Origin of the sequence: Rhizobium sp. LC145 (assembly GCF_001005825.1) — a bacterium.
GTDB lineage: Bacteria > Pseudomonadota > Alphaproteobacteria > Rhizobiales > Rhizobiaceae > Neorhizobium.
Genome location: NZ_LBHV01000012.1, coordinates 113,734 through 131,975, shown reverse-complemented (window position 1 = coordinate 131,975; position 18,242 = coordinate 113,734). Strand labels below are relative to the sequence as shown.

Genomic DNA, 18,242 nt, shown 5'->3' with positions numbered 1-18,242 from the left:
ACGCCAGATACTGCTGCGAGGGCAGCAGCGGAGCCGAGAAGAAGGCTCTTGATGTTCATTTTGACCTCCAGTCAAAGAGAGGCGGCCTCCTCGTGGGCTTGTTTGCCGACCCGCAACTTGTTCATTTGACACTTAGTCACTCGTTCAAAATCCACCCTATGTTGCACGTGTTAAGATAAAGATCGAAACCTTATGTTTATCGAGTTCGACAGTCGGCAGAACAATGAATCAACATGTTGTCAATACCGAACGAAGGCAAACCATTGCTTCGCACCAAGAGGCGTACTCTGGCCGCGAAGCATTCCTGCCTGCTACCTTCGGCTAAGCTAGGAACGTGCCTTACATGGCATACGCTGAGGTTTATCTAAGGAAGCAATCTACTAAGTGGAGACGATTCCCTTGGATACATGGATATGGTACACGGAGAACAGCTTTCCGCGCGGTGATGCTCAGGCCCGCCTTGATGATCTTCGACGACCGGGCCGCCGCACTCGAAGCCGGCACCGAGCAGCGCATCCGCAGCGCCATGTGTAGACCGCTGCCGATCGTGTGATGATAGTGGCCCACCCCCTGAGTTCGCTCATACACGCTGACAGGATTCCGTGGAAATCGAGTCTCGAACATCTGTCCTGGGCGGGTATGACAGCCGAGGCGATGAGATCGGTCGTCGATGTTCCTAGCGCTCTGAGCGCCTATTATGGACCCTCTTCGGCCCCTTCGATCGCTTCCGCAAAAAATGATACGCTCTCCTGGCCTCAAACGGAGAAGGCTCATGAATTCGCGAGGTCGGCCTGAGGGTTCACCTCAACCCGGGGCAGATCTCAGTGCAAAGCAACAGGCGACGACCAAATGGCCGGAGGAGGCATGCAGGGGAACTTTCAGTTGGCGGAAGCGTTTGTGGTATATGAGATAGGATCGACTCGGCCCGCTTCGGCGGGCCTTTTTTCTCATCCCGCCAACTATATCCCTTGTCATCCTATAGTAGATGGTTAAACGCAAAAAACCCCTGCCGATCTGGACCCTGATATTACGGGATGGCACTCGCCATCAGGTCGAAGCCGCCATCACTTTCGAAATCTTCATGGGCATGAAAAAAGTCGCTCCAACGCGAATCCAGGGAAATTCTGAAGTTCTCCGAAGAGCATTCTCCGAAGGAGAAGTCGTGTTGGAATCGCCCATCGGTCATCAGCACCGCGTGGCGGTGGAGAAGTTTGGCAGCGGTTGGCGTGTCATTGGCTGATCTGCTCATATCGAACTGGTGGCCTTGGGCCAATTGATGCAGGATCACCATGCCGGCCGGTGCTTGCAGCATCGGCGGATTATGTGCTTTCCCGCGTAATGGCATCCACGCCTGGCAACGAGACTTGTGCTTGGCCTGAAAAGCCCGCCCTCGTGCCAGCTGACATGGCGGCTGATCGAGCCCATTCATGGCTGAAATTGCAAGCTGTCGCGCGGGTCGTTTCGGCGTACTTCCAGTGTCGTGCCTGCTTACGACCAATGAACCCGCCTGAGCGCGACGGGTTCATGTTTCTGGTTCGCGATCAGGAGTCAATAATATGGTGATCTGCACTCGGCTCTGACACCCGCTCGCGGCACATAGGTGTTGTCGGAAACCCGGTAGGTACGATATCGGGCAGAGCACCAATCGACATGACGTGCCGGCAGGCCGGTTACCACTCGAGGTTGGCTGGCGATTGCACCACCGATCACCGCTCCTGCGCCGAATGCGGCGAGGGGATACCACCAGCCATCGCGATGACGGCGATAGCCGCGGCGCCAATCCCGATACCCACGATGGCCATTGTACCAGCCATAGCGGTCTCGCCTATCTCCGCGCCAGTCTCGCCTCCATTCGCGACGGTCATCCCGTCGCCATTCACGACGGTCGTCCCGTCGCCACTCGCGCCGATCTCTTCTATCCTCCCTATCTCGCAGAACTCTCCTTAGCTCGGGTATGCTCGGGCCCCGGTCCTGAACGAGATGAACGTTCTTTTGTGTGGTGACGGTCTGTGCCGGTACACCGGTGGAAAAGCCATGCGCAGGTGCTATTCCCGACAACGCCGTGACGATAGCCAAGGCAACGATCGACAACTTCCTCATTGTTATCTTCCCTTTCACGCGCTGCCCGCAAGGGCTGCAGCCAACGCAATATGCACGCGTTTATGTGGAGCGACAACGCGCGAATGGAAGAAAAGTTCACGCGCATGGTTAAGCAACGCCACTGGCGGCTTGGCTGACCTCCCGGCAAGAAGGATTTCGCACTCGTCGCGCTGTGTCCCCCAGATCTCTGTAAAGCTGCATATGCGTCCTTATCCCGGACGGCTAAGGAGGTAACGAGCGTAGCAATGTTGGGCAATCACTTCCATTTCAGCGCTTGTGATATCTTCAACGTGTGTTTTTTTCCTCAGCACCGTTCGATTGAGCCTTTTAGTAAACTATATGAAGGCGGCGAATCTCAGTTCCGGGCGGCTCAAGCTGTCTTAAGGCAGACAAATCAAATGGAAAAAAAACTTTTACGCTATATCTGGAACCACACGCGCCGCCAGCAGATCTGGGTATTGCTGGTGGTGCTGGGTTCCATGATCCCTTACTTCCTGTCCCTTGATTTGCCAAAACACATCATCAACGGCCCGGTCCAGGGTAGCGGCTTCGAAGAGGCAACCTCCAAACAGCCATTTATGGAATTCAGCATCGATCTCCCCTGGATAGGTCGTCTTTATTCGTTTGAGGGTTTCGACCTCGCGCGCGTGCAAACGCTGGTCGCGCTCAGCTGCGTGTTCCTGCTGCTCGTGATCATCAATAACGGGTTCAAGTACTACATCAACACGTACAAGGGCCGCCTAGGCGAACGGCTTTTGCGCCGCATCCGATTTGAACTGTTCGACCGTGTTCTCCGGTTTCCGCCTCGTCGGATGAAAAGCGTTCACGGCGCGGAAGTTGCAAGCATGATAAAAGACGAAGTCGAGCCCTTCGGCGGCTTCACCGGTGACGCCTTCGTGCAGCCGGCCATGCTCGGCGGCCAGGCTGCGGTCGCCATGATCTTCATCATGGTACAGAACTTCTGGCTGGGAATGATCGCCGCTGCAATGGTTGCCGTGCAGGTCATCATCATTCCGAGAATGCGCCGTCGCCTGATAGAGCTTGGCCGGCAGCGTCAGATCACCGCGAGGCACCTGGCCGGCAAAGTCAGCGAAATAGTCGACGGCATTGGCACTGTTCATGCCTACGATACATCCAACTATGAGCGGGCGGATATTGCCCACCGTCTGGGCATTATTTTCAAGATCCGGTACGATCTCTACCAATGGAAGTTTCTCGTTAAATTTCTCAACAACTTTCTCGCGCAGGTAACGCCGTTCCTGTTCTATCTGGTCGGAGGATATCTGGCCTTGAGAGGAACACTTGACGTCGGTCAGCTCGTTGCGGTGATCAATGCATACAAGGATCTTCCCGGGCCGCTCAAAGAGCTGATTGATTGGGACCAGGCGCGCCAGGATGTGCAGGTCAAATATGAGCAGGTTCGGGACTACTTCGAGGTTGAAGACCTAGCCCACCCCGAGATTCAGGCAATTGCGCCAGGCGTGCAGTCCTATGAAGGCTCGCAACTGTCGACCGTCAATCTCATGGTTGAGGATGAAAGCGGCGCCAAAGTACTCTCGGGGGCGTCAATTAAGTTCAATCCCGGGGAAACTGTGGCCCTGGTGGATCATCGTGGTCGTGGGGCAGAAGCACTTGCTGAAACCTTTGGACGTCAGGTCTGGCCCGCCGGCGGTAAAGTTCAATTGGGCGATCGCAGCATTTTGGACCTGCCTGAGGCGATTTCGGGTCGTTATGTGTCTTACGCCCCTTCGGATAGCTACTTTTTCCATGGCAGTGTGAAGGACAACCTCCTTTACGGCTTGAAACATGCGCCGGTTGAGACGGCGAAATACACAGGCCCTGAGGCAAGGGAGCGCCGTTGGGAGATCCGCGAAGCTCGAATGGCGTCCAACCCGGACTTCGACGTGCGAGCAAACTGGGTTGATGACCGGATGATCTCAACTCCCAACCACGGCCAAAGCGATATCAAGGCTTCCTTGCTCGCGGCCCTTGATACGGTGAAGCTTACCGAAGACATTCTGGAGTTTGCCCTGCATTCCTCCTTCGATGAGGAGCAAAATCCCAAACTGGCCCAGGACGTGGTGACGATGCGCCACGCGCTCCATGAGGAAGTGAGGCGTTTGGGGCGGACTTCGCTGATCATCCCGTTTAAGCCGGACGCCTATAACGCTGAAGCAACTGTCGGCGAGAACCTCCTTTTCGGCAAAACATTGCAGCCGATGCACTCGATGGGCAGTCTTTTTGAAAGCGATGATTTCTACAAGGCGCTTCAGCGCGTTGGGCTGCATCGCGCCTTCCTCGACACGGGCCTAGCGATTGCCAATCAGTTCGTCGAAATCTTCGCAGGACTTGCGCCCGATCACCCATTCTTCCATCAGGTTCCGTTCCTGACCGCGGAAGCGGTCGTTGAATATCAGCAGATCTTGAAGAAGCTTGGGACCAGGCGCGCTTACTCGCTCGAAGAAGAGGAGCAACGTTCGATCATCCGCCTCACCCTAGCATATATAGAACCCCGTTATCGCCTCGGTGTCCTTCACCGTGAACTGCAGGATAAGATCGTGGAAAACAGGCAACTCTTCTACGGAGAGCTGCCTGCCGAACTTCAGGCCAGCGTCAAGCGCTATGATCCCGATCGGTACATGTCCTTTGCCACATTGCGAGAGAACATCTTGTTCGGCAAAATTCCCCACCGCAGTGCTGAAGCGCCGGCTGAAATTCGCGCATTGGCGGCACAGATTTCCCGTGAGCGAGGCTTTTATCAGCAGCTTTTGCGCGTAGGTCTCGATTTCGACATCGGTGCGGGTGGCCGGCGATTGACGCTTCTCCAGCGTCAGAAGCTCAACCTTGCGCGGGCGATTATTCGCCGCTCCGATTACTATGTATTCAACAAGGCTCTCCCGGGCTTGGAACGGCGGCTCCAGGAGGAAATCGTGACGGATGTTCTGACCTATCTGCGCCAGCAGGACAATAATCCCACCATCCTGTGGGTTTTATCGAACATTTCGCTCTCTCGCTTGTTCGAGCGTGTAGTTATGTTTGACAATGGCGAAATTGTGGAGGATGGTCTTTACAAGACACTTCGGGAAGAAAGCGATATCTTTGGTACGCTGGTAGCCTGAAGCCGAGCAAAAGCATCTGAGTGGTGGCGACGATGTTGCTTTGTGATGAAGTTCAACTGCTGAGGAAGTTGCCGTATTTCGCGGAAATGGACGGCTGCAAGCTCAAGTTGTTGGCGTTTGCGTCGGAACGGGTCAGTTATGAGCCCGGCCAGAAACTGTTCAGGCAGGGTGACAGCGGCGATTCCGCCTACGTTATATTGACCGGGGTCGTCGAAACGATACTTGAGACGCCGTCCGGCCCCATGAAAATCGGCGAAAACGGAGAAATGTCCGTAATCGGCGAGGTTTCCCTGCTGTGCGACGGTGAACGCACCAACACGGTCAAGGCAGTTACCCACGTTGATGCGCTCAGAATCAACAAGGACAGTTTTTCCAGGGTTATCCACGACTGCCCTGATATGACATTGCGGCTTACCCGTACACTGGCTGAACGGTTGAGGAACGCCACGAGTGAACTCGATACGGTAAAAGCCTATAAGCCTTCCGCGACAACAACCGTAAACTAGCTCGTCTGACCGGAAGCCACAAATCACGTCTGCGGCAACCGGATGTTACTCCGACGGTGTTGATTATTTACCGGCATGGTGGCGAATTGCGGTGCGTCCCCACTCATCAAGCGCGGCGATAATACCGGTAGCTGCCGGCGCTCATTGTCGGAAGTTCCGGCAAGGCCACGAGCCTGGGATGGTTTAGGGATAGTCCACTCACAGCAATGCCATCCAGTCTCAGCATGCCCACGATCATTTCAGGCAGCCACCTCAAGATTAGGGCGTCCTGTTCGGGGTAACCGGTCCCTATGTCGGCATGCACCAGTGCCGCATTGCATCCTGCGAATTGTAGCCCAGTCTCCTCTATCTCGCCCACAACGAGGTTCTCAGTTTCGGGTAGTCTCGTGCGATGCGCCGCAACTCGGCGGTCGAAGGCTATGATCCTGCGGTCGGGAAACAACTGTTGGAGATGACTGTAGGTCCGTCCGTTGCCCAGACCAATTTCGAGTATTGCCCCCTCTGCTGGAACCATATTGTTCGCATGAATATGGTTCAGCAGATCCCGTTGCGCGGTCATTCGCGCGATGAACGTATCCAATCGGCTCATCGTTTATCCTCAAGTTGACTATGATCAGGCTTTGACGACGACGTCGGAAACAAGCCCGCGGCGTGCAAAGACGTTTCGGGTGTCGATGATCAGCGGCGACCACTTCTCCAGCGAAACATAGTCGATGCAGTCATGGTCCGTAGCGATCAGCACGGCATCAAAACCAGCGATGGTTTCTTCGTTCCAATTGATGGACCTGCGACCTCGCAGATCGGCATGTTCCCGGGTCGGGGGTATCTCGTGTACATAGGGGTCGTAATAGCTGGTCCTGCCGCCGCGAGCCTCGATAAGCTCGATCAGGCGCAACGACGGGCTTTCGCGGATATCGGGCACGTTCTTTTTATAGGCGAGCCCGACGATCAGCACATTTGATCTGCTGAGGGCCATACCGCGATGGACATCTAAAGCTTCTGCAAGCTTGCTTACGATGTGTCGCGGCATGGCGGTGTTGATCTCGCCCGCCAGTTCGATGAAGCGAGTCGGCTGATCGAATTCGCGCGATTTCCAGGTAAGATAAAAGGGATCGATCGGAATGCAATGGCCACCCAGTCCGGGCCCTGGATAGAAGGGCATGAAGCCGAAAGGCTTGGTCTTGGCGGCATCGATGACTTCCCAAACATCGATGCCCATGGCGTCGTAGACGAGCTTCAATTCGTTGACGAGTGCGATGTTTACGGCGCGGAAGATGTTCTCCGTTAACTTCACAGCTTCCGCTGTGGCATTATCGGCTACTGGGACGACGGAACTGATGATCGAACCGTAGAAGGCAACCATCAGTTCACGTGCTATCTCCCCGTCACCGGAAACGACCTTGGGTATCGTTGAGGTTGCGAAGTTGCGATTTCCGGGGTCCTCGCGTTCCGGTGAATAACCGAGAAAGACTTCAACACCGCTTCTCAAGCCGGTGGCTTCCAGGATCGGTTTGACGATCTGGTCAGTTGTGCCCGGATATGTTGTCGACTCCAGCACAACGAGTTGGCCGGAGCGCAGCGTCGCCGCGATGGATCGTGCCGTCTTTTCCACGAATGATAGATCGGGATCACGATTGGCCGTCAAAGGAGTGGGAACGCAGATTGCGATGATGTCGCACTCGCCGAGCCTGTCGAAGTCACAGGTGGCAGAAAAGCGGTCGGCGGCACGCTCTCGCGCCAATGTATCGTCCGAAACGGCCTCGACGTAGCTGCGGTTTCCTTCGATGGCGGTTATCTTGGTCGGATCGACATCGAAACCCATGACCTTGAATCCCGCCCGAGCGATCGCCATCGCCAACGGCAGACCCACATACCCGAGACCAATGACTGCGGCTTTGGCTGTTTTGTTATGTATGGAGGCAAGCAGCTCTGACGATACGGACGTATGGGGCATTCCGGATGGTTCCAACGAACAGGATCAAAAGGCGAAGACAGTTGAGTGACAAGAGATGATGTGTCAAGTGTGGTGCGGATTGGCCGGGCGCCGGCCGACTTCACTTCGGTACTATCTATGCGAATACAAGAGCGTGATCACGCAAGCGTCATTAACTCAGCATGAAAATCGCGTTCTATTCTCCGATGAAATCTCCGAACCACCCGGTTCCCTCTGGCGATCGCCTGATGGCGCAGCTGATTATTCGGTGCCTTGGTCTCCTCGGTCACGATGTCCGCGTAGCATCCGATCTCCGCGCCTTCCTGCCCGAGCAGGATCCCATTGAAATGGACAGGCGCCGGAGCCGGGCACAGGACGAGATAGAGCGCCTGACCCAGTTATGGCAAAATGGTGGCGCGCCCGACCTTTGGTTTAGCTATCACCCCTATTACAAAGCTCCTGACTTGCTCGGGCCAATGCTGAGCCGCGCGTTCGGGCTGGTCTATGTCACGGCGGAGGCGTCCTACTCTGCCCGGCGCAATCAAGAACTTTGGCAAACCAGCCAGGCTGCGGTACTCGATGCTGTTGCGATGGCGGCGGTCAACATCTGTTTTACCGCGCGTGACGAACAGGGACTGCGCGCTGTCGTGCCAGGAGCCCGCTTCCAACGCCTGCCCGCCTTTATCGATCCGGCCCCGTTCCTTTTGCGCCCGCCGGCACCGAAACCCAATAGTCTCGTTACCGTCGCCATGATGCGCTCCGGCGACAAGCTCAACAGCTATCGGGCTCTAGCACAAGGCCTTGGACTTCTCTTGCACAAGGAATGGACGCTTGATGTCATTGGCGACGGCCCGGCACGTCATGAGGTTGAGTTTATGTTCAGCCAGCTTCCGCCGGATCGGATCCGCTGGCATGGTCGGAAATCCACCGGGGAGATTGCGGAGCTTCTCTCGAGCGCGTCAATTTATGTGTGGCCCGGCCATGGGGAGGCTTACGGACTTGCCTATCTCGAAGCCCAAGCAGCGGGTTTGCCGGTTGTTGCAGAACATGTGGCTGGCGTTCCCGAAGTCGTCAGGGACAAATACACCGGCTATTTGACCGCACCGGGAGATACCATGGCCTATGCCGCGGCGATCTCGCAATTGCTGGACTCAGAAACCATCCGTATGCGGATGGCCGCCGAGGCGCGCCGGTTCGCGAGGGCTGAACGGTCTATTGAACAGGCCGCGTGTCACCTGGACGAGATATTGGCACGTTGCATCGGAGTTGTCCCGTGAGCCTCGATCTATTGAGAGCAACGCTTGATCGCGCCACGGAAAGCGGTCGGCAAGTCACTTTCTGGCTTCGCGACGACGATGCCATCGAACCCACTGTTCAGTTGGAAACGCTATTGAACATGGCGCAGCGCACCGGTGTGCCGCTGACCCTTGCCGTTGTTCCCGCTGACGCAACGAACGCGATCGCTGCGCGATTGGAAGAGGCGCCGCTTGTCAATGTTGCGGTGCATGGGTGGCGGCATCGAAACCACGCGCCGTCGGGAGAGAAAAAACAAGAGCTTGGCTTGCATAGGCCAAAGGCGGAGATTTTGGGGGAACTCGAGGCTGCACTGAAGCGGGTTCAGTCGATGTTCGGCTCCCGCACCGTGGCGATGCTGGTCCCTCCCTGGAACCGTATAGATCCTGCCCTTGTGCCGAGCCTGCCTTCCTTGGGTTTCCAGGCGTTGTCCGTGTTCGGCGAAGAAAAGCGCTTCACACCAGTTCCGCTGTTAAACACGCATGTCGATATTATAGATTGGAAGGTTACGCGTGGGGGCCGGCCGGCAGATACGCTGTTTGTCGAAATCGCGCGCCGCGTCGAGGAGATTTCGAGCGATCCGCTCGAGACTGTCGGCATCCTGACGCACCATCTGGTGCATGACGCGGCTGCCTGGAGCTTTCTTGGAACCTTGTTTGAGCACACAGCGGATCATCCCGGCTGTCGCTGGATGCGAAGCGAGGATGTGCTTCGGGCGACCCCCAAGCACCCGTCACCAAGGCTTCCAAGCTATAAGTAGGCCCGATGCGTTTTTCTCCAGGGCAGCAGCGAGTGCCTTGACCTCGTTCAAAACCGCATCGGAGGACGCATTCGCCGCGACAAAATCTGCCGGTGCAAGACACAGTGCGGAGGCCCGTGCGGTAACTGTAAAAAGCAGCGGACCGGTGACCCACCATGCTGGAGCGCTCGGCAACTGATGGCGCAAACCAGGCAAGGCGGCAAGCATCATTTGGAACACGGGGTGCTTTGATGGAGCGGCGATGAATGAATTAGCGAGCAATATACTGCCTGCTGCGGTATTGCGTGGAATGGCTTCGGCGATCGCGTGAAGGCCTATCATCGGCAGAAGGTTATGGAAGCTGACCCCGGTATGGACGGGGTACCAGTCGCAGTCCAGGTAAATTCCACCTTGCTCATGGAGAATGACATAGCGAGCGACATCCACTGCTCCTGGATAATCTCCTGCCGCCAGCATGTCTACGAAGACTGCATTGTCATAAACTCCGATACTCTTCAGTTCGGCTTCCCGCCACAGCATGTAACGATAGCCGTTCCCCTCGGCATGTCGCCGCCAGGCATCGACAGTGACCGGAACCGGCCTTGCCCCGATCCAGACCTGGTGGATAGTGCGCGGAACGGCTTCGATTGCTGCGCGGGCCATAGCATTTTGCAATTCAGGTCCGCAGGTCAGATGGCGAGTGATGACCTCAGGGGAGGGGACGAGGTGATATTGGAGCCCAACCCGTCGGATCGGATCGGATTCTGCTTTGGCGAGTTTGAGAAGAGAAGAATGTATTCGCCGGGGCAGACCGAGCGACGTCTCGCTACCGAGTGTCACAAGGGCATCCGCATCACCGGCCAAAGGCTCGAGAATGGCGCGCGCATCATCAAAGCGCTTGGCAGCGATCAGCGCTTCGGCTTGTCTCAATTGTTCTTTAAAATATTCTCTGGTTTTCATAAGGAGCCCCTGAAAAACTCGTTTTATGCATGGACGCTGGCTTTGATTACGCGCTACGATGCTTCCTATACAATATCAAAGCCCCTGCCTTCTTGCTTTCGTGATGGCATGTTTCGGATGCCGAGTTTCTCTCAAATTCAGACAGCAGGGTGCTTCAGGTGGTGATCAGTTTGCACGTATCGGACCAACCATTACAGCATGTAAGGCAGATATCGCCGGAGTTGGGCGCATGAAGACCAAGCCTGACCTGTTGAGGATAGAAAATCTAAGTGTCAGTTTCCCGGTCTTCAAAGACCGGATTGATGCGGTCAAAAATCTCAGCATGCGGATTCGCCCAGGCAAAGTGACGGCGCTGGTAGGCGAATCCGGATCCGGCAAGTCGGTCATTGGTCGTACGATCGTGGGACTGGAAAGCCCCATCGCCTCAATTGCCGGTCGTATTCTCTTCAATGATCCTGTCTCGGGAGAGGCCCCTGTCGACCTGCTCAGCCTGCCACGCGACGGGCGTCAAATCAGACATATACGCGGCAACCGGATCGGTATGATCTTCCAGGAGCCGATGACATCATTTTCGCCGCTTCACACGGTCGGCAACCAAATCGCAGAAGCACTGCGCATCCACGATGCCTCCCCAGCCAGCGAGCAGATTGAACGCATAGACGAAATGCTGTCGCTGGTTGGGTTCAAGGACCCGGCCAAGGTGCGCCGAATGTATCCGTTTGAACTTTCGGGCGGGATGCGGCAACGAGCCATGATTGCCAGCGCATTGATCTGTCGGCCTGCACTCCTAATTGCCGATGAGCCGACCACAGCACTTGATGTGACAATCCAGGCACAGATCCTGAAATTGCTACGTGAACTTCAGGAGCGCTTTCACATGGCGATGCTCCTGATTACCCACGACCTCGGTATCGTGACCAACCTCGCAGATGAGGTGGTCGTGGCCTATCGTGGGACGATCATGGAGTCTGGAACAGTCGACGATATATTTCGCCGCACCATACATCCTTATCCTCGAGGATTGATGGCTGCCGTTCCTCATTTCGACATGCGACCTGGGGATAGACTGAAGCCCTTGCGTGAGATCACCGTTGACAGCTCCAAGCTTTTAGGACGAGGCCCGTCAGGTAGTCGGGGGGAGACAGATGTCATCCTGTCCGTACGCAATGTCAGCAAGACCTTCACGACCAGAAAGTCCGGGTTCCTTGGCGATAGTGGCAAGGACAAAATCCGCGCGGTCAGTGACGTCAGCTTTGACATACGCCGTGGCGAAAGTCTTGGACTCGTGGGAGAAAGCGGTAGCGGCAAAACCACACTCAGCAAGATCCTGATGCGGGGTGTATCGTCCGACAGCGGATCGGTCATCTTCCATGATCATTCCAAGCAGATAGACGTGCTGAACGCCAGCGGCAGCGAATTGGACATCGTGCGCCAGAAGATCCAAATGGTCTTCCAGGACCCGGTATCTTCCCTTTCGCCACGCATGACCGTTCGCAATATTGTTGGCGAAGGCCTCGATATCCATGATCGCGGCAACCGCCGTGAACGGCTTGATACCGTGCTGCGTCTCATCCGGGCGATGGGGCTGGATGATGGCGCACTTACCCGTTACCCGCATAGCTTTTCCGGCGGTCAGCGCCAGCGCATCGGCATTGCCCGTGCCCTGGCCCTCGGACCTGAGCTTTTGATTTGCGACGAACCGGTCTCGGCGCTCGATGTGTCGGTGCAAGCACAGATACTCAACCTCATGAAGGACCTCAAGAACGACCTGGACCTCACCTACCTGTTCGTCTCCCATAATCTTGCAGTGGTGAATTACATGGCGGATCGGGTGGCGGTTATGCATGCGGCCCGGATTGTGGAAATCGGTCCATGCGAGATAATCCTGAAGAATCCCGTCCATCCCTATACCCGCAAGCTGATCGCGGCCATCCCCGTGCCCGATCTGGACCGGCCATTGGACTTTACAAGTCTCGCAAGGGCTACGGGAGAGACCGGCGACTGGGGCCGGCAGTTCTTGCAAGGGAACGATCAAAACGCCTTGGCGTATGCCGATCTCGGAAACGGTCACCTCGTTTTGGCTCGTGAAACCGTCGATGCGCGGGAATTAAGACCATGATCGGGCGGCGCAGTTTGCTGGCACTTTTGGCCTCAATGGCCGCGCCGGTGCGGCTCGGTTGGGCGGCGGATCACAAAAGCAAAGTTGCTTTTGGACCTCCGGAGCAGCCGAGGGTCATCTCTCTTTCTGGCATGGGGCGCATGCCGGGACGACGTGGCGGTACTATACGAATGCTGATCGGCGGGCAGCGAGACATTCGGTTTATGCCAATCATCGGGTATGCCCGCCTCATCGGTTACGATACAGATCTCAATCTGCAACCCGATATTCTTGAAAGCTTCGATACCTTCGAAGACCGCATCTTCACCTTTCGCATTCGGAAGGGCCATCGCTGGTCCGACGGCAGTGAGTTCACTACCGAAGATTTTCGCTATTGCTGGGAAGATATCTACCAGAACCGCGAACTTCATCGAGGCGGCATTCCGATCGAACTCCGTGTGGACGATCGGGAGCCCCAATTCGAGATTTTAGACAAATGGACGGTACGATACAGCTGGCACGCGTCCAATCCCGACCTGCTTGCGCGCATTGCGTCACCCGTGCCGCTTAAGCTGGCGATGCCTGCAGCTTATCTGAAGCAATTCCACAGCCGCTATCAGGATGCAGACACCCTCGCTACGCTGTGCAAAAAATACCGGGTGGAGGATTGGACGGATCTGCAACTCAAAATGTCGCGTACCTCAAGGCCCGAAAATCCGGAGCTTCCCACGCTCGACCCATGGGTCAATACGACGGCGCCCCCGGCCTCCCAGTTTGTTTTCAAGCGCAATCCACATTTCCACCGCGTCGATGAAAGGGCCGTTCAACTCCCGTATATCGACAAGATTTTACTCAACAGCAGCTCGAGTGACATCATCGCTGCGAAGACCGGAGCCGGAGAAAGCGACCTTCAGATTTCCGGTATCGATTTTTCCGATTACACATTCCTGAAAAGTGCTGAGGACCGGTTACCGATCAAGGTCAATCTATGGAGGAGGAGCCAGGGTTCGCGGATTGCCTTGTTTCCCAACCTCAATTGCAGCGATACCGTCTGGAGAAGGCTGCTGTGGGATGTAAGGGTCAGGCGCGCGCTGTCGCTTGGGATCGACCGGACGGAGATAAACAAGGCCGTATTCTATGGCCTGGCGCGGGAAAGTTCCAATTCGATTCTAGCAGAAAGTCCGCTTTTCAAGGCAAGCTATGCCCGCGCCTGGGCATCCCACGCCCCGGAGGAAGCAAACCGGCTTCTGGATGAAGCAGGTCTGAAAAGGGAAAAGCCAGGCGGCATACGCCTGCTGCCGGACGGTAGGCCGGCGACAATCATTGTGGAATCTGCCGGCGAGAATACGTTTGAGTCCGATGTGCTGGAGCTGGTGACGGATCACTGGGCGCAAATCGGCATCAAGCTGTTCACGCGCATCTCTCAACGCGAGATCTTCCGCAAGCGGATCATGGGCGGTGATACGATCATGTCGGTCTTCCAGGGCCTGGACAATGGCATTCCCACCGCCGAAATGTCGCCGCGCGAACTGGCGCCGACCTCGGACGACCAGTATCAATGGCCCGTCTGGGGATTGCACCATCTTTCTGGCGGAAGTGATGGTCACGCCCCGGATATGAAAGAGGCCATCGATCTGCTTCGGCTTTTCAAAGCGTGGCGCCGAGCTGCCACTATCGCCGAACAAGAGGCGATTTGGCACCGAATGTTGGAGGTCTATACCGACCAGGTGTTCACGATCGGCATCGTCAATGCCGCCTTGGTTCCGATCGTCTCCAGTTCACGTCTACGCAATATACCCGTCGATGGACTTTTCGGTTTCGATCCCACGTCCTATCTCGGTGTCTATCTTCCCGATACGTTCTGGTTGGAGGAGGGTAATTGATGATCCGCTATATTCTATGGCGGATCGCCATAATGATCCCCACCCTGATTTTGATTTCTATCCTCGTCTTTTCCATCATCGAATTGCCCCCGGGCGATTATTTCGAAAGCTATGTCGCAGAAATGCGGGCCATCGGCGAAAATGCCGAGATGCAGGAAATAGAAGAGTTACGCGCACGCTACGGTTTCGATAAGCCTGCCCCCATCCGCTACCTGAGGTGGGTGAGCGGCATGCTTGTGGGTGATTTCGGCTATTCCTTCGAATACAGGATGCCGGTGAGCGATGTCGTCGGTGACCGACTTTGGCTGACCATTGTCGTCTCAACAGTTACCGTAGCGCTTACCTGGTTGATAGCATTCCCGATTGGGATCTACTCGGCCACCCATCAATATAGCTGGGGCGACTACGGATTGACCCTGTTGGGACTGCTCGGTCTTGCCGTCCCCAACTTCGTGCTCGCGCTGATCCTGATGTATTTCGCCAATGTTTGGTTTGGCACCTCCATTGGACATCTGATGGATCCGGAATATCTGGGCCAGCCTATGAGTTGGGCGAAGGCTTCATCAATCCTGGAACATCTCTGGATTCCCGTCATTATCATCGGTACCGCGGGAACAGCGGGCATGGTCCGGCGGCTTCGGGCGAATTTGCTCGATGAACTGCGCAAGCAGTATGTCGTGACCGCCCGCGCGAGGGGGCTTCACCCGTTTCGTGTACTCGTGAAGTACCCGCTGCGCATGTCTCTTAACTTTTTTATCTCGGACATTGGCTCGATATTGCCAACGATCATATCCGGCGCGGAGATCACCGCAGTCGTGCTGTCGCTGGAAACGACCGGGCCGCTGCTGATTAAGGCCTTGCAAAGCCAGGATATGTATTTAGCAGGCTCGTTTCTGATGTTTCTTGCGTTTCTCACCGTAATCGGCGTCCTGGTTTCCGATATCGCGCTTGCACTTTTCGACCCGAGGATCCGTCTTCAAGGTGGACGAATGAAATGACGACATCACTTCCGAGAGATGGTGAACCGCTTCCGCACTATGTGTCCAGCGCTCCTTTTGATCCATATGCCGACGACGCGGTCAAGAACAAGAAAAAGGCTTTCGGACGGTCATCGCAGCTGGAACTCATGTTCTGGAAATTTCGGCGCCACCGACTTGCATTGTTGTCGGCGATCATCCTGCTCGTAGCCTATGTGTCAATTATCTTCGTAGAGTTTCTCGCGCCGTACAATCTTCACACCAGGAACATGGACAATATCTATGCTCCGCCCCAGCGAGTGAGATTGTTCGACGAGAATTGGCGGTTTGTAGGTCCCTTTGTCTATGGTCATCAGATGACCCTCGACATGAAGACGCTACGAAGGGCCTACACGCCCAATAAGAATGACATCCAGCCCCTTCGTTTCTTCTGCCGTGGTGACGATTATAGATGGTTCGGTCTCGTCGAAGGCGACGTGCATCTGATCTGTCCCGCGAAGGATGGAAATCTATTCCTGTTCGGCACGGATCGTCTCGGACGCGATGTATTTTCCCGCATCGCATATGGTGCGCGAATCTCGCTCACCATCGGCCTCTTCGGCATTATCACCAGCTTCGTGCTCGGCATCGTTATCGGGGGCCTGGCCGGGTATTACGGAGGGGTCGTCGACTTGATCGTCCAGCGTATCATTGAGGTGCTGCAATCCATCCCGAGCATTCCTCTCTGGCTGGCGCTTGCCGCGATCATGCCCGCCGACTGGAACCCGATCGCCATCTACCTGGCGATCACCTTTATTCTCGCGATGCTCGACTGGACCGGTCTTGCGCGCGCGGTACGCTCAAAACTTCTCGCATTGCGGGAGGAGGATTATGTTTTGGCGGCACAGCTTATGGGCGCAGGGCATTGGCGGATCATTGGTCGCCATTTGATTCCTGGCTTCATGTCACACCTGATCGCCAGCGCAACCTTGACTATTCCCGGGATGATCCTGGGCGAGACGACGCTCAGCTTCCTTGGGCTGGGATTGCGGCCCCCGATTACCAGTTGGGGAGTGCTGTTGGCCGAAGCGCGCACGGTGAACGTACTGGTGCTTTATCCATGGCTGCTCATTCCGGTCGTGCCGGTTATCGTTGTCATTTTGGCATTCAACTTCCTAGGAGATGGGTTGCGAGACGCAGCGGACCCTTATCGGTAGCTTGCGGCGCCGTAGATTTCCCGTACTTCGGCAGCGTGCTCAACACAGTTCGACGAGAACTGAAACCTGCGGACAACTTGCAAATCTTCGCCTTCGACATTACTCCTTTGTCGGTCCTGTCTCATAGGCAGGTTACGTTTAATCATTCGGGCACTTTGACCCCCGGGAAATTTCTAGCGTGCAGAAGCAGCGAAAACTTGTGGTCCTGCTGAAGGGTTACCCTCGACTATCGGAAACGTTTATAGCCCAGGAGCTGCTTGGTCTGGAGAGAGCTGGCTTCGAACTCGTGCTCGTATCAATGCGCCATCCGACAGACAAAAAACGCCACCCCATTCATGACGAGATCCAGGCGCCAGTTCTCTATCTGCCGGAGTATCTGCGTGATGAGCCGTTGCGGGTGCTGCGATCGCTTGTGAAGGTATCCTGCAAGCGTGGTTTCTTGCGGACGTGCGCGAATTTCCTTCGGGATCTGGTGCGTGATTTTTCGCCTAATCGTTTCCGCCGTTTCGGCCAGGCCGCAGTTCTTGCAGCGGAATGGCCCGATCAAGCGGATTGGCTGCATGTTCATTTCATCCACACGCCAGCTGCGGTCGGGCGCTATACAAGCAAACTCCTTGGTTTGCCTTGGAGCGTTTCGGCACATGCAAAGGACATTTGGACCACGGCGAAATGGGAGCTGCGCGACAAGCTTGCCGACAGCGAGTGGACGGTCACCTGTACCCGAGCCGGTTTCGAACATCTTCGCGATCTGTCGCGCGATCGAGGCAACGTCCATCTGAGTTATCACGGCCTTGACCTGGATCGGTTTCCGCCATTTAAAGGTGGACGCCCCCTGCGCGACGGAAGAGATGCCACCGATCCTGTGATCGTACTGAGTGTCGGACGTGCCGTCGACAAAAAAGGGTTCGATGTGCTTTTGAAGGCGCTGGCGATTTTGCCCGCCCACATCCATTGGCGGCTCGAGCACATAGGCGGCGGAAGCGAACTGGCTAATCTCAAGGCGCTGGCTGAACAACTGGGTATTACGGATTGCATCCGATGGCACGGGGCCCTTGCCCAGCAGGAGGTTCTCAATCAATACCGCGCGGCTGATGTGTTCGCCTTGGCGTGCCGCGTGAGTGATAACGGCGATCGGGACGGACTGCCGAACGTGCTGATCGAAGCGGCCAGCCAATCGCTCGCCTGTGTCACGACCTCAGTCTCCGGCATAACCGAAGTCTTTCGTGATGGGCAGAATGGCTATCTCGTGCAGCCGGACGACCCTGCCGCCTTTGCTCGAGCTCTTGAGGCTGCTATTTGCAACCCGCTCCAGCGAAAGGCGATCGGGGAGACGGCAGAGGCAAAGGTGCGGGGTGAATTCGACCATCGACACAGTATTCATCAGCTAACTGCCCTGCTCAACACCTGAACCGAACTACTCCAAACATCAGGCGCCGTC

General features: G+C 56.0%; 13 protein-coding genes and 1 pseudogene. 9 read left to right on the top strand and 5 right to left on the bottom strand.

Annotated features, from left to right (window positions below; all coding sequences use genetic code 11):
• Nucleotides 1-1,027: 1,027 nt before the first annotated feature.
• On the bottom strand, nucleotides 1,028-1,429 hold the full coding sequence (locus YH62_RS25375) for a hypothetical protein (RefSeq protein WP_137326680.1): 402 nt from the start codon (nucleotides 1,427-1,429) through the stop codon (nucleotides 1,028-1,030).
• 119 nt (nucleotides 1,430-1,548) lie between these two features.
• Nucleotides 1,549-1,818 (bottom strand): annotated as a pseudogene (locus YH62_RS30910) (BA14K family protein); the annotation flags it as partial.
• 680 nt (nucleotides 1,819-2,498) lie between these two features.
• Between YH62_RS30910 and YH62_RS25370 the strand changes: the two are divergent.
• Nucleotides 2,499-5,219 (top strand): ABC transporter transmembrane domain-containing protein, encoded by a 2,721-nt coding sequence (locus YH62_RS25370; RefSeq protein WP_046797094.1) that lies wholly within the window; start codon nucleotides 2,499-2,501, stop codon nucleotides 5,217-5,219.
• Between the two features lie 20 nt (nucleotides 5,220-5,239).
• Nucleotides 5,240-5,725, top strand: a complete 486-nt coding sequence (locus YH62_RS25365) for a Crp/Fnr family transcriptional regulator (protein WP_348625791.1) — start codon at nucleotides 5,240-5,242, stop codon at nucleotides 5,723-5,725.
• Nucleotides 5,726-5,831: 106 nt separating this feature from the next.
• Here the strand turns inward: YH62_RS25365 and YH62_RS25360 are convergent, their stop codons facing one another.
• On the bottom strand, nucleotides 5,832-6,314 hold the full coding sequence (locus tag YH62_RS25360; protein ID WP_046797092.1) for a class I SAM-dependent methyltransferase: 483 nt from the start codon (nucleotides 6,312-6,314) through the stop codon (nucleotides 5,832-5,834).
• A 24-nt stretch (nucleotides 6,315-6,338) separates the two neighbouring features.
• Nucleotides 6,339-7,679: a nucleotide sugar dehydrogenase gene (locus tag YH62_RS25355; RefSeq protein WP_046797091.1), complete on the bottom strand. Its 1,341-nt coding sequence runs from the start codon at nucleotides 7,677-7,679 to the stop codon at nucleotides 6,339-6,341.
• A gap of 161 nt (nucleotides 7,680-7,840) precedes the next feature.
• Between YH62_RS25355 and YH62_RS25350 the strand changes: the two genes are divergently transcribed.
• Nucleotides 7,841-8,935: a glycosyltransferase family 4 protein gene (locus tag YH62_RS25350; RefSeq protein WP_046797090.1), complete on the top strand. Its 1,095-nt coding sequence runs from the start codon at nucleotides 7,841-7,843 to the stop codon at nucleotides 8,933-8,935.
• Nucleotides 8,932-9,711: a polysaccharide deacetylase family protein gene (locus YH62_RS25345; protein WP_046797089.1), complete on the top strand. Its 780-nt coding sequence runs from the start codon at nucleotides 8,932-8,934 to the stop codon at nucleotides 9,709-9,711. The genes YH62_RS25350 and YH62_RS25345 overlap by 4 nt, the downstream gene beginning before the upstream one ends.
• Here YH62_RS25345 and YH62_RS29745 read toward each other — a convergent pair.
• Nucleotides 9,685-10,650 (bottom strand): glycosyltransferase, encoded by a 966-nt coding sequence (locus YH62_RS29745; RefSeq protein ID WP_082118509.1) that lies wholly within the window; start codon nucleotides 10,648-10,650, stop codon nucleotides 9,685-9,687. The two genes, YH62_RS25345 and YH62_RS29745, sit on opposite strands and share 27 nt — an antisense overlap.
• A 229-nt stretch (nucleotides 10,651-10,879) precedes the next feature.
• On the opposite strand from YH62_RS29745, the gene YH62_RS25335 reads away from it, so the two are divergent.
• The 5 genes from YH62_RS25335 (at nucleotide 10,880) to YH62_RS29740 (ending at nucleotide 18,212) form a co-directional block, all read left to right on the top strand.
• Nucleotides 10,880-12,769 (top strand): ABC transporter ATP-binding protein, encoded by a 1,890-nt coding sequence (locus YH62_RS25335; RefSeq protein WP_046797087.1) that lies wholly within the window; start codon nucleotides 10,880-10,882, stop codon nucleotides 12,767-12,769.
• Nucleotides 12,766-14,631, top strand: coding sequence for an ABC transporter substrate-binding protein (locus tag YH62_RS25330; RefSeq protein ID WP_046797086.1), 1,866 nt, complete (start codon nucleotides 12,766-12,768; stop codon nucleotides 14,629-14,631). Before YH62_RS25335 ends, YH62_RS25330 begins: the two co-directional genes overlap by 4 nt.
• Complete coding sequence (locus tag YH62_RS25325) at nucleotides 14,631-15,629, top strand: ABC transporter permease (RefSeq protein WP_046797085.1); 999 nt, start codon at nucleotides 14,631-14,633, stop codon at nucleotides 15,627-15,629. The genes YH62_RS25330 and YH62_RS25325 overlap by 1 nt, the downstream gene beginning before the upstream one ends.
• Complete coding sequence (locus YH62_RS25320; protein ID WP_046797084.1) at nucleotides 15,626-16,804, top strand: ABC transporter permease; 1,179 nt, start codon at nucleotides 15,626-15,628, stop codon at nucleotides 16,802-16,804. Before YH62_RS25325 ends, YH62_RS25320 begins: the two co-directional genes overlap by 4 nt.
• 178 nt (nucleotides 16,805-16,982) lie before the next feature.
• Nucleotides 16,983-18,212: a glycosyltransferase gene (locus tag YH62_RS29740; protein ID WP_082118508.1), complete on the top strand. Its 1,230-nt coding sequence runs from the start codon at nucleotides 16,983-16,985 to the stop codon at nucleotides 18,210-18,212.
• Nucleotides 18,213-18,242 lie beyond the last annotated feature (30 nt).